The sequence below is a fragment of the Salaquimonas pukyongi genome (assembly GCF_001953055.1).
Lineage (GTDB): Bacteria > Pseudomonadota > Alphaproteobacteria > Rhizobiales > Rhizobiaceae > Salaquimonas > Salaquimonas pukyongi.
The window spans coordinates 780049-792370 of the sequence record NZ_CP019044.1 but is presented as its reverse complement, the minus strand read 5'-3'; the positions used below and the strand labels follow the sequence as shown (position 1 = coordinate 792370).

Sequence of the window (12322 nt, the reverse complement as noted above, 5' to 3'; positions counted from 1 at the left end):
TCTATGCCGTCAACCGTCGAAGGGCAACAGGGCGGCAATAGAACTTTCTGGTGGGTTCACGGTTTAACCGATTGAACCGGCATTACTCCGCCGCCTGGCGTGTTTGACCCGGCATGACGCGTGCCGCGCAGAACTTGAACTCGGGAATCTTGCCCATCGGGTCCAGTTGCGGATTGGTCAGCACGTTGGCCGCTGCCTCCACGAAGCAGAACGGGATGAACACCATGCCTTCGGCAACATCGGGGTCCTGGCGGGCGGTAAGGGTGATTGCACCCCGGCGGGTTTCCACCGTGATCGGGTCACCAGGGGCCAGCTCCATGCGCTTCATGTCCCAGCGGTTGAGGCCTGCCACGGGCTCGGGTTCGATTGCATCGAGGGTTGATGCGCGCCGGGTCATGGCGCCGGTGTGCCAGTGTTCCAGAAGCCGCCCCGTCGTCAACACGAAGGGATAATCTGCATCCGGCAGTTCTGCCGGCGGCACCAGATCGGTGGGCACGATCTTCGCCCTGCCGGTTTCGGTCGGAAAACCATCGGTGAAGATAATGGCATTGCCCGGTTTGTCCGGCGCCTCGCAAGGGTAGGTGACCGCGTCCTCCCGTTCGAGGCGCTCCCAGGTGATGTTGGCAAGGGAAGGCATCACCTGCGCCATCTCTGCAAACACGTCGCTGGGGTGATTGTAGTTCCAGTCAAGGCCGATGCGGCGGGCCAGCTCAACCAGCAGTTCCCAGTCCTGGCGCGCCTGTCCTGGCGGGTCCAGCACCGGGCGGCCCATCTGAACTTGCCGGTTGGTGTTGGAATAGGTGCCGGCCTTTTCTGCGTGGGCGGAAGCCGGCAGCACCACATCCGCGTGCCAGGCGGTTTCGGTCAGGAAGATGTCCTGCACCACCAGATGGTCGAGCTTTGCCAGTGCCATGCGGGCATGTTTCTGGTCAGGATCGGACATGGCCGGGTTTTCGCCCATGATATACATCCCGCTGATCTCACCATCGAGAATGGCGTTGATGATCTCGACCACGGTAAGTCCCTTCTTCGGGTCGAGTTCGGTGCCCCAGAATTCCTGATAGCGGTCGCGGACCGAAGCATCTTCCACCGATTTGTAGTCAGGATAGACCATGGGGATCAGCCCGGCATCGGAGGCACCCTGAACGTTGTTCTGGCCGCGCAGTGGATGAAGACCCGTGCCTGGCCGGCCAACATGGCCGGTTGCAAGCGCCAGGGCTATCAGGCAGCGGGCGTTGTCGGTGCCATGCACATGCTGGGAAACGCCCATGCCCCAGAAGATGATGGAGCGCTGGGAAGTTGCATAAAGCCGGGCTACCTCGCGAATGGTTTCAGCAGGAATGCCGCAGACCTTTTCCATTTCCTCCGGCGGGAACCGCTTCACGCTCTCCTTCAGGTCTTCAAAGCCCAGCGTGTTGGCCTGCACATACTGGCGATCGTAGAGTTCCTCCTCCATGATCACGTGCAGCATGGCATTGAGCAGCGAAACGTCACGTCCGGGCTTGAAGTTCAGTTCATAGGCGGCATAGCGGCCGAGATTCTGGCCGCGGGGATCCATCAGGATCAGCTTGGCGCCGCGTTTGGCTGCCTGTTTGAGATAGGTTGCCGCCACCGGATGGTTTTGCGCCGGGCGCGCACCAATGACAATAATGCAGTCGGCGTCTTCTGCCGCCGTAAAGGGTGCGGTGACGGCGCCGGAATTGACCCCTTCCATCAGCGCTGCCACCGACGAGGCATGGCAAAGCCGCGTGCAATGGTCGACGTTATTGGTACCAAAGCCCTGCCGTATGAGCTTCTGGAACAGATAGGCCTCCTCGTTGGAGCATTTTGCCGAGCCAAACCCGGCCAACGCAGAGCCGCCCTTTTCCGCATGAATTTTCTTCAGGCCGGAGGCGGCCAGTTCCATCGCCTCTTCCCAGGTCGCTTCCCGGAAGACTTCCATCATATTGGAACGATCGAGGCTGACATCCCATTTCTTCGGCGCATCCTCGCGGCGGATCAGCGGAACGGTCAGCCGGTCCGGATGGGAAACATAATCGAAGCCGAAACGGCCTTTGACACACAGGCGGTTTTCGTTGGCCGGGCCGTCGCGGCCATCGACCTGAACGATCTTGCCGTCCTTGACGTTGACTTCAATCTGGCAGCCAACACCACAATAAGGGCAGACCGTGTTGACCGTCTCGTCGAAACTGCCGATGACACGGCGTTTGTTCGCCTCGTCCATCAGGCTTTTTTCATACAGCGCGCCGGTGGGGCAGGCCTGAACGCACTCGCCGCAGGTCACGCAGGTTGATGCGCCCATGGGATCGGCAAGATCAAAGACCGGTGCGGCGTGACTGCCGCGCCCGCCCATGCCGATGACGTCGTTGACCTGCACTTCACGGCAGGCCCGAACGCACAGACCGCAAGCGATGCAGGCGTCCAGATTGACGGCAATCGCCGGATTGGAAATGTCGTGGAGCGCGTCTTCCCCTCGCCCTTCGACAGGCTCGGCGTGAGGGGAATCAAATTTCGAGCCAAGCCGCCCGTTGCCCGAAATGCCCCAGGTCTTTGCCCATTGCCAGAATACCGATTGGTCGTCGGGCGTATCCTGCGGCGGACCCATGTCCGCGGCCAGCAGTTCGAACACCATACGGCGCGACTTGTCGGCGCGTTCGCTATCGGTCCTTACCATCAGTCCCTGCGAAACCTTGCGCTGGCAGGAAGCCGCCAATACACGCTCCCCCTCAATCTCCACCATGCAGGCGCGGCAATTGCCGTCGGCGCGATAACCCGGCTCATCAAGATAGCAAAGGTGGGGAATGCGCGTGCCCTCGCGCTTGGCCACCTGCCAGATGGTCTCACCGGGAGCAGCTTCGACTTCCTTGCCGTCCAGGGTGAATTTGATCGAGTTGGTCATCTCAAACTTCCTGATTTTGCCGCCCGCAGGCAAATTATCCCTCATAACCGTCGACGAGGGTAAAGCGGGCATGCCCTGCCCCCTCGCGAAGGGTCTTTGCCGCCTGATATTCATCGGAATTGTACCAGGCCTTGGCAGTTTCCATGTCGGCAAACTGCAGGACAACCACGCGCTTGCCTTCGTCCTCGGAATTCTCAAGGTCCGCCATTTCCCCGCCACGGGCCAGGTATTTGCCACCGAATCTGGCCACCACAGGGCCCGCCGCGGCGGCGTATTCCTTCCATTTTTCCGCATCGGTCACATCGACGCGAACGACGATATAGGCACTCATTGGCTATTTCCTTTTAGGTCTTCCCGAAAATGTTTGAGCAGATGATTGACCGGATTGGGCGCGGCCTGCCCCAGCCCGCAGATCGAGGCATCACGCATCACGGCCTCCAGATCACGGATCGCCTCCTCGTCCACTTCACCGTCCTTCGACAGCAGTGCCACCAGCTTCTCGGTCCCGCCGCGGCACGGCGTACACTGGCCGCAGGATTCATGCTTGAAGAATTTGAGCGTGTTGAGAACGGCATCCTTGATGTTGTCCTTGTCGGACAGGACGACAACGGCATGAGAACCGACAAAGGAGCCGAGCGAGGCCAGCGGCTCACCAAAATCAAGCGGAACATCGTCCATGGAGGCTGGCAGCACGCCGCCCGATGCTCCCCCGGATAATAGGCCTTGAAGGTGTGGCCGTCCGCCATGCCGCCGCAATGCCCGTCGATCAATTCGCGAATGGTGACGCCGGCGGGCGCCAGCACCACGCCGGGCTTCTTTACCCGGCCGGAAACCGACCATGAGCGGATGCCGGGGTGGTCCGGCTTGCCACGGTCCGCAAACCACTGTGGACCCTGTTCGACAATGTCGCGGATCCACCACAGCGTTTCCACATTGTGGTTGAGCGTGGGGCGGCCGAACAGGCCCACTTCTGCAATATAGGGCGGGCGGTGACGCGGCAGGCCGCGCTTGCCCTCGATGGATTCGAGCATGGCCGATTCCTCGCCGCAAATATAGGCGCCCGCTCCCCGGCGCAGCTCGATAAAGCCCTTTTCAACCATGCCGGCTTCTTCCAGCGCGGCAATTTCCTTGCGCAGAATGTTCAAAACCGCCGGGTACTCGTCGCGCATGTACAGGTAGATTTTTTCCGCCTCGACGAAATGCGCGGCAATAAGCGCTCCCTCGAACAGGCGATGGGGATCGCGCTCCAGGTAGTAGCGGTCCTTGAACGTGCCAGGTTCGCCCTCATCGCCATTGATGGTCATCAGGCGCGGGCCATCGAAACCGCGCACGATCTTCCACTTCATGTGGGCCGGAAACCCCGCACCACCGAGGCCGCGCAAACCGGACTGCTTGAGCAGTTCGAGCATGGCCTCGAAATGAATGGCCCCGGCACGAATGCGCATGGCAAGGTCATATCCGCCGCCTTTGCGATAGGCCGAAAGATCGGTGTAGTCGGGAGAATTGGCCGCAATGTCCTTGTTGGTAGCGGCGGTACTTGCCAGTTCCAGCAGGCCGTCGAGCGTTGCCTCGCCCACTTCCCTGTCGCCAATGCGCGCTGCAGGCGCCACATCGCAGCCACCCATGCAGGGCGCGCGCACAACGCGGACTTTCGACCGGTCGATGCCGTCCTCAAGACCGGCGATCAGGGTTTCCGCGCCGGCCAGCATGCAGGAAAGCGAGTCGCAGACGCGAATGGTCAGCGGTGCCGGCTTTTCCTCACCATCCTTCACGATGTCGAAATGATCGTAGAAGCTGGCAACCTCATAGACCTCGGCCATGGAGATGCGCATCAGGGCCGCCAGCGCCTGCATGTGACCGGCTGTCAGGCAGTTTTCGGCATCCTGGATTTTGTGCAGATACTCGATCAGCAAATCGCGGGGTATGGCCCCTCGCCGATCAGGCTGGCGACATGAGCGCTGTCTGCAGGGTCAAGCACCCGCCCCTTGGGAAAACCGGGCTTGTTGAAGCGGTTTGCGCCACCGCCGTTTTTGCCGAGTTTCTTGTCGAATGTGTTCACGGGGCCTCCCGGCAGCTGCCGGCCAAAGCGCCGGGCAGCAAAGCATGATTCTCACAAGCTGGGACCGGCAGGTCAAGAACCATGACGGCCATCGGCCTGCAATCAGAACAGGCCTTCAATTTCGCCTGCTTCGTTGAGCATGATCTGTTCGGCGCTCGGCACTCTTGGCAGGCCCGGCATGGTCATGATCTCGCCGCAGATGACGACGATGAAACCGGCGCCGGCCGAAAGTCGCACTTCGCGAACCGGGACGGAGTGGCCGACCGGCGCACCGCGCAGGTTGGGATCGGTGGAAAAGGAATACTGGGTCTTTGCCATGCAGACCGGCAGATTGCCGTATCCTGCATCCTCCCATTGCTTGAGCTGGTCCCTGATCTGCTTGTTGGCCAGCACCTCGTCCGCCCGGTAGATGCGCTTGGCGATCGTCTCGATTTTCTGAAACAGCGGCATGTCATCAGGGTAGAGCGGCGCAAATTGTGCTGCACCAGAATCGATGATCTCCACCACCTTGTTGGCAAGTTCCCTGGTACCCTTGGAACCATGCGCCCAGTGTTTGCAGACAACAGCTTCAGCGCCCTGGCTCTTGACGTAGTCGCGGACGGCCTTGATCTCGGCAGCTGTGTCGGTAACGAAGTGGTTGATCGCCACAACCGCCGGAACACCGAACTGCTTGATGTTTTCGATGTGGCGGCCGAGATTGGCGCAGCCTTCCTTGACCGCATCGACATTCTCGGTGCCAAGATCGCCCTTGGCAACGCCACCGTTCATCTTCATGGCGCGTACCGTGGCGACGATGACGACGGCGGAGGGCGCAATGCCTGCCTTGCGGCATTTGATGTTGAGGAATTTTTCCGCTCCAAGATCAGCGCCGAAGCCTGCCTCTGTCACCACATAATCGGCGAGCTTGAGTGCCGTCTTGGTGGCAATCACCGAATTGCAGCCATGGGCGATGTTTGCGAACGGGCCGCCGTGCACGAATGCCGGATTGTTTTCCAGCGTCTGCACCAGGTTGGGCTGCATTGCATCCTTGAGCAGCACGGTCATCGCACCGTCTGCCTTGATGTCGCGGCAATAGACCGGCGAGCGGTCGCGGCGATAGGCAACGATGATGTCGCCGAGGCGCTGCTGCAGATCGTCGAGATCGGTCGCCAGGCACAGAATTGCCATGACTTCGGAGGCCACCGTAATGTCGAAGCCTGCTTCGCGCGGGAAACCGTTTGCGACACCGCCAAGGCTAGCCACGATCTGACGCAGGGCACGATCGTTCATGTCCATCACGCGGCGCCAGGAAACACGGCGCATGTCGATTTCCTGCTCATTGCCCCAATAGATATGGTTGTCGACCATTGCCGACAGCAGGTTGTGGGCAGATGTGATGGCGTGGAAGTCGCCGGTAAAGTGAAGGTTCATGTCCTCCATGGGCACGACCTGCGCATGCCCGCCGCCTGCCGCACCGCCCTTCATGCCGAAGCAGGGGCCGAGCGAGGCTTCCCGGATACAGATCATCGCCTTCTTGCCGATAGCGTTAAGGCCATCGCCCAGACCCACCGTGGTGGTTGTCTTGCCCTCTCCTGCAGGTGTCGGGTTGATCGCCGTTACCAGGATGAGCTTGCCGTCCTTTTTCTTCTGCTGCTTTGCAATGAACGACTGGGAGACCTTCGCCTTGTCATGGCCATAAGGCACCAGGTCCTTTTCGGGAATGCCCAGTTTCTTGCCGATCTCCCAGATCGGACGCTTCCTTGCGGCGCGGGCAATCTCGATGTCTGTCTTGTACTTGGCCATGAAAATTCTCCTCAAATCCTCCTGCCCTGGGGAAAATGCAAAATTTTGTGCATGCCGCACATGGCAGGAAATCGGCAAAATCAGCGCAAAACAGCCCGAATACCATCAGCGTGATTTGGTTTTTGGGCTACAAACGTCATGAAGGGCAAAAACGCTGTAACTTTTCGGTCATTGGATGTCGTATCCACGACTTTAAGACCCCGGGGTGAAGAAGTTGCGCCGAATTCCCAAGGCATCATGCGTTTTCAACGTGCATTCCGGCTTTTTCACAGCTTGAAGATATGGGCGGTGGCAAGCCTTGCCAAACCGGGAAAGAAGGGTATGTTTCCCGCGTCATCCGGCAATGCCGGGCTGTTGGCGGGAGAGAGCAGCAAAAGCTGCCGCCGAAGGTGAAAATGCCCATAATCTCTCAGGCAGAAGGACCGTCAACGGCAAGACACTCTGGAAAACAGGCAGGCATGCCTGTGCCGAAGGTGTAAGCGCACCCATTTGCTGGCAGGCACCACAGTTGTGCCAAACGGCAGCGCGCGAGTCTCTCAGGCCAAGGACAGAGGGGTATGTTGCACCGGCTTCCGGTGTATCCCCTCGCGCCAGTCTGGCGCGTCAGTCAGGCAGAGAGACATTGAAAAAGACACCGTTTCATTCCCAGCACGCCGAAGCCGGCGCAAAGTTCGGACCGTTTGCCGGTTATGACATGCCGCTGTTCTATCCGCTCGGCATCATGAAAGAACACCAGCATACGCGCGAGAAAGCGGGCTTGTTCGACATTTCCCACATGGTGCATGTGGAAGTGCGCGGCCCTCAGGCGGCAGCGCTGGTTTCCCGGGCCTGCCCTTATGAAGCAGCAGAGCAGGCACCCGGCACCGGCAAATACACGTTCATGCTGAACGAGAATGCCGGCATCATCGACGATCTGATCGTTTCACGGCTGGCCGAAGACCGATTCCTGATCGTCGCCAATGCAGCCTGCGCGGAAAAGGACGTTGCCCATATCCGAAACCTCGCCAGCGGTTTCGATGTTGCTGTCGATATCATCCCGCGCGCCTTTCTCGCCCTGCAGGGGCCGGCAGCTGAGAGCGTCATGCAGTCGGCCGGGCTGGACGTTGCCGATATGGCTTTCATGACCGTGGCTGAACCAAATTCCGGCTGGTTTGTATCGCGCAGCGGATATACCGGCGAAGACGGTTTCGAGATTGGCCTGCCGCCCGGGGAAGGGCCGGATTTTGCGGCAAAGCTTCTGGCAGATGGCAACGTTGAATGGATCGGCCTTGGCGCGCGCGACAGCCTGCGCCTTGAAGCAGGCCTTCCCCTGTATGGCCAGGACATGGACGAGACCGTTCTGCCCCATGAGGCCGGGCTGATCTGGGCCGTGCCGAAGAGCCTGCGCGAGAGCGGAGATTATGTTGGCGCAGAGGCGCTTTCCGCCGCGCTGAAAGGTGAAAAGAAACGCAAGCGCATCGGCCTTAAACCAAAAGAAAAGATGCCGGTGCGCGGCGGCGCCAAGCTTACCGACGGCGATGGTAGGCAAATCGGCACCATCACCTCCGGCGGCTTTGGCCCGACACTGGGCGGCCCCATGGCACTGGGGCGGATTGTCACCAATGCCGATGAAAACAAGATTTTTGCAGATGTGCGCGGGCGCGGCATCGCCATGGAACCGGCGAAACTGCCCTTTGTGCCACACCGCTATAAACGATAACGCCATCAACCGAACCGAGGGAGAAGAACATGGCAACCATCTATTATACCGACGAACACGAATGGCTTTCCGTCGAAGGCGATACGGCAACTGTGGGCATTACAAACTATGCTCAGGAGCAGCTTGGGGACCTTGTGTTTGTCGAACTGCCGGAGGTCGGAAAGGCCGTTTCCAAGGGGGACGACACCGTGGTCGTTGAATCGGTAAAGGCTGCCTCCGATGTCTATGCCCCGGTCGATGGCGAGATTACCGCGGTCAACGACGCCCTTTCCGATGATCCCTCGCTGGTCAACTCCTCGGCAGAGGCAGAAGGCTGGCTGTTCAAGATGAAGCTCACCGACACGTCCCAGCTTGAAGGGCTGATGGACAAGGCAGCTTACGACGCAAACGTTGCCTGAACAGCAAACCCGCCGCATTACCAGCATCATCAAGACACCAGGCATCAGGAGAACACCATGGGTTTCGAGCCGACCGAGTACAATCCCTATGACTTCGCCAACCGCCGGCATATCGGACCATCGCCGTCGGAAATGGAAGAGATGCTGAAGGTTCTGGGCGTTGGCAGCCTTGATGAACTGATCGAGCAGACCGTGCCGGAAGAAATCCGGCAGAAAGACACGCTGGAATGGGGGCCGGCGCTTTCTGAACGCGACATGCTGCATTTCATGGAAGCGGTTGCGGCGAAGAACAAGCCCATGGTCTCGCTGATCGGCCAGGGCTATTACGGCACGATGACGCCGCCGGCGATCCAGCGCAACATCCTGGAGAACCCCGCCTGGTACACCGCCTATACACCCTATCAGCCGGAAATCTCGCAAGGGCGGCTGGAAGCTCTGCTCAATTACCAGACCATGGTGAGCGATCTTACGGGGTTGGAAATCGCCAATGCCTCGCTGCTTGACGAGGCAACTGCGGCGGCGGAAGCCATGACAATGGCCCAGCGCGTTTCAAAATCGAAGCAGACGGGTTTCTTCATCGATGAAAACTGTCATCCGCAGAACATCGCTGTCATGAAGACGCGGGCCGAGCCGCTGGATATCGAGATCATTGTCGGCGACCCGGAAAAGGACCTTGATCCGGCCAGGGTGTTTGGCGCGATCTTCCAGTATCCTGGCACCTATGGCCATGTCCGGGAGTTTTCGCCGCAAATTGCTGCGCTGCATGAAAGCCAGGCACTGGCGATCCTGATCGCCGATCCCCTGGCGCTGACGCTGCTGCGTTCTCCCGGCGACATGGGGGCCGATATCGCTGTGGGCTCGACCCAGCGCTTTGGCGTACCGCTTGGCTATGGCGGACCCCATGCCGCCTATATGGCCTGCAAGGATGCCTACAAGCGCGCCATGCCCGGGCGCATTATCGGTGCTTCCATCGATGCGCGGGGCAATCTTGCCTACCGCCTTGCGCTGCAAACCCGCGAGCAGCACATCCGCCGCGAAAAGGCCAATTCCAACGTCTGTACCGCACAGGCGCTGCTGGCGGTGATGGCATCGATGTATGCCGTCTTTCATGGTCCGGAAGGCTTGAAGGCCATTGCCCAGAGTGTTCACCGCAAGACTGCCCGTCTTGCCAAGGGACTGGAAAGCCTCGGATTTTCCGTATCGCCTGAAGTGTTCTTCGACACGATTACCATTGAAGTGGGCTCGCTGCAGGGGGTCATTCTCAACGCCGGCGTTGCCAATGGCGTCAACATGCGAAAGATCGGCAACGACCGCATCGGCATCAGCCTGGACGAGAAGACCTATCCCGAAACGATTGAAGCGGTTTGGCAGGCCTTCGGCGGCGACATGAAGGACGATTCTAGCCGCAACCGTGAATATCGCCTGCCGGAATCATGCCTGCGGACGAGCGAATACCTTACCCATCCGATCTTCCACATGAACCGGGCCGAAGCGGAGATGACGCGCTACATGCGGCGTCTCGCCGACCGGGATCTGGCGCTCGACCGGGCAATGATCCCGCTTGGCTCCTGCACCATGAAGCTCAATGCCACGGCGGAAATGCTGCCGATTACCTGGCCTGCCTTTTCCGACGTGCATCCTTTCGCGCCCGCCGAGCAGGTGGAAGGCTATAGCGAACTGATTGATGATCTGTCCCAAAAGCTTTGCATGATTACCGGCTATGATGCGTTTTCATTGCAGCCCAATTCGGGGGCACAGGGCGAATATGCCGGGCTTTTGACCATCCGCGCCTATCACATCGCCAATGGCGAGGGGCACCGCAATGTCTGCCTCATTCCGACCTCTGCCCACGGCACCAACCCGGCTTCGGCCCAAATGGTCGGCTGGAAGGTGGTTGCGGTCAAATCCGACGACAAGGGCAATATCGATCTCGACGATTTCCGCCAGAAGGCGGAGGAGCACAGCGCCAATCTGGCCGGTTGCATGATCACCTATCCCTCGACCCATGGCGTGTTCGAACACACGGTGCGCGATGTCTGCGAGATCACCCACCAACATGGCGGACAAGTGTACATCGACGGCGCCAACATGAACGCGATGGTTGGCCTGGCAAAGCCGGGGGAGATCGGCGGCGATGTCAGCCATCTCAACCTGCACAAGACCTTCTGCATTCCCCATGGCGGCGGCGGGCCGGGCATGGGGCCGATCGGTGTGAAGGAGCATCTTGCCGCCTTCCTTCCCGGCACCCATGAAACATCGGACGGGCCGGGGCCGGTCTCGGCAGCGCCCTATGGCTCGCCCTCCATCCTGCCGATCTCCTGGGCCTATTGCCTGCTGATGGGCGGTGAAGGCCTGACCCAGGCAACAAAGGTTGCCATCCTCAATGCCAACTACATCGCCAAGCGCCTCTCGGGTGCCTATGAAATCCTCTATACCGGCGACAATGACCGCGTTGCCCATGAATGCATCATCGACACGCGACCGCTGATGGAAGAGGCCGGCATATCGGTGGACGATGTTGCCAAACGGCTGATCGATTGCGGTTTCCATGCCCCGACCATGAGCTGGCCGGTCGCCGGAACGCTGATGGTCGAGCCCACCGAATCCGAACCGAAAGCCGAACTCGACCGGTTCTGCAACGCGATGATGGCAATTCGCGAAGAGGCCCGCGCCGTTGCCGACGGAACGATGGACAAGGAGAACAATCCGCTCAAGCGCGCACCGCACACGATGGAGGATCTGGTGGGTGAATGGAACCGGCCATACAGCCGCGAACAGGGCTGTTTTCCGCCCGGTGCATTCCGCGTCGACAAATACTGGCCACCGGTCAACCGCGTCGACAATGTCCATGGCGACCGGCATCTCATCTGCACCTGCCCGCCGATGGAAGCCTATGCGGAGGCGGCTGAGTAGGGCCGCACGACCTACCAGGTGCCGGTGTTTTCCATTGAGGCCCATGGTTCCTGTTGCGGCAGGGCATCGCCTTCCTGGAGCAGTTCTATCGAAATTCCGTCCGGCGACTTGATAAACGCCATGCGGCCGTCGCGCGGCGGGCGGTTGATGGTAATCCCTGCATCCATCAACTGTTGGCAGGTCTCATAGATGTTGCCGACCTTGTATGCGAGGTGGCCAAAATTGCGGCCGCCCGAATATTCCTCGGTCTTGCCGTTTTCATCCGGCCAATTGTAGGTCAGTTCCAGTTCGGGGCAGCGGGTTTTTCTTGCCTGATCCAGATTGCCGGGTGCGGCCAGGAAAATCAGGGTGTAGCGGCCCGTTTCGCTTTCGCTGCGCCCGGTTTCAACCAGCCCCAGCTTGTTGCAGTAAAAGTCGAGTGATTGATCGATATCGCGGATACGAACCATGGTGTGCAGATAACGCATGCTTTCCTCTCTGAATTTCCCGGAAGATCCGGCCGCAAGGTGAGTCGGCTGGTTTCATCCGATCCTATCGGAGCAGGACCGGCCGGGAAAACCCGCCGTGGCTGC

9 protein-coding genes, 1 pseudogene and 1 riboswitch are annotated in these 12322 nt (G+C 59.8%); of the genes and pseudogenes, 3 read left to right on the top strand and 7 right to left on the bottom strand.

The annotated features are described in order from the left end of the window. Positions 1-82: 82 nt before the first annotated feature. The 6 genes and pseudogenes from fdhF to BVL55_RS03835 all read right to left on the bottom strand — a co-directional run bounded on the left by fdhF (position 83) and on the right by BVL55_RS03835 (position 6740). Entirely contained in the window at positions 83-2899 is a 2817-nt protein-coding gene (gene fdhF, locus BVL55_RS03850) for a formate dehydrogenase subunit alpha (RefSeq protein WP_075997868.1), read from the bottom strand. Between the two features lie 34 nt (positions 2900-2933). Then, on the bottom strand, positions 2934-3230 hold the full coding sequence (locus BVL55_RS03845) for a DUF1330 domain-containing protein (protein WP_075995807.1): 297 nt from the start codon (positions 3228-3230) through the stop codon (positions 2934-2936). Next, complete coding sequence (locus BVL55_RS17275) at positions 3227-3577, bottom strand: NADH-ubiquinone oxidoreductase-F iron-sulfur binding region domain-containing protein (RefSeq protein WP_342097902.1); 351 nt, start codon at positions 3575-3577, stop codon at positions 3227-3229. The genes BVL55_RS03845 and BVL55_RS17275 overlap by 4 nt, the downstream gene beginning before the upstream one ends. A 101-nt stretch (positions 3578-3678) precedes the next feature. Continuing rightward, positions 3679-4812 (bottom strand): annotated as a pseudogene (locus tag BVL55_RS03840) (NAD(P)H-dependent oxidoreductase subunit E); the annotation flags it as partial. Next, complete coding sequence (locus tag BVL55_RS17270) at positions 4806-4958, bottom strand: hypothetical protein (protein WP_342097900.1); 153 nt, start codon at positions 4956-4958, stop codon at positions 4806-4808. The pseudogene BVL55_RS03840 and the gene BVL55_RS17270, both read right to left, overlap by 7 nt. Positions 4959-5060: 102 nt before the next feature. Further along, entirely contained in the window at positions 5061-6740 is a 1680-nt protein-coding gene (locus BVL55_RS03835) for a formate--tetrahydrofolate ligase (RefSeq protein ID WP_075995806.1), read from the bottom strand. A 348-nt stretch (positions 6741-7088) separates the two neighbouring features. Further along, positions 7089-7175, top strand: a riboswitch (glycine riboswitch). A 187-nt stretch (positions 7176-7362) separates the two neighbouring features. Here BVL55_RS03835 and gcvT point away from each other — a divergent pair. Genes gcvT through gcvP form a run of 3 tightly spaced genes read left to right on the top strand, consistent with a single transcriptional unit; the run spans position 7363 to position 11750 of the window. Then, a complete protein-coding gene (gene gcvT / locus BVL55_RS03830; protein WP_156892405.1) occupies positions 7363-8439 on the top strand; it encodes a glycine cleavage system aminomethyltransferase GcvT in 1077 nt (358 codons plus the stop codon). A gap of 29 nt (positions 8440-8468) precedes the next feature. Beyond that, entirely contained in the window at positions 8469-8837 is a 369-nt protein-coding gene (gene gcvH, locus BVL55_RS03825; protein WP_075995805.1) for a glycine cleavage system protein GcvH, read from the top strand. Between the two features lie 57 nt (positions 8838-8894). Beyond that, a complete protein-coding gene (gene gcvP / locus BVL55_RS03820) occupies positions 8895-11750 on the top strand; it encodes an aminomethyl-transferring glycine dehydrogenase (protein WP_075995804.1) in 2856 nt (951 codons plus the stop codon). 11 nt (positions 11751-11761) lie between these two features. Here the strand turns inward: gcvP and BVL55_RS03815 are convergent, their stop codons facing one another. After that, entirely contained in the window at positions 11762-12217 is a 456-nt protein-coding gene (locus BVL55_RS03815) for a VOC family protein (protein ID WP_075995803.1), read from the bottom strand. Between the last annotated feature and the right edge of the window lie 105 nt (positions 12218-12322).

What these genes read in the sequence shown, in the direction of transcription:
- fdhF (WP_075997868.1), bottom strand. Translation starts at nt 2,899, where the DNA reads ATGACCAACTCGATCAAATTCACCCTGGACGGCAAGGAAGTCGAAGCT.
- BVL55_RS03845 (WP_075995807.1), bottom strand. Translation starts at nt 3,230, where the DNA reads ATGAGTGCCTATATCGTCGTTCGCGTCGATGTGACCGATGCGGAAAAA.
- BVL55_RS17275 (WP_342097902.1), bottom strand. Translation starts at nt 3,577, where the DNA reads ATGGACGATGTTCCGCTTGATTTTGGTGAGCCGCTGGCCTCGCTCGGC.
- BVL55_RS03835 (WP_075995806.1), bottom strand. Translation starts at nt 6,740, where the DNA reads ATGGCCAAGTACAAGACAGACATCGAGATTGCCCGCGCCGCAAGGAAG.
- gcvH (WP_075995805.1), top strand. Translation starts at nt 8,469, where the DNA reads ATGGCAACCATCTATTATACCGACGAACACGAATGGCTTTCCGTCGAA.
- gcvP (WP_075995804.1), top strand. Translation starts at nt 8,895, where the DNA reads ATGGGTTTCGAGCCGACCGAGTACAATCCCTATGACTTCGCCAACCGC.
- BVL55_RS03815 (WP_075995803.1), bottom strand. Translation starts at nt 12,217, where the DNA reads ATGCGTTATCTGCACACCATGGTTCGTATCCGCGATATCGATCAATCA.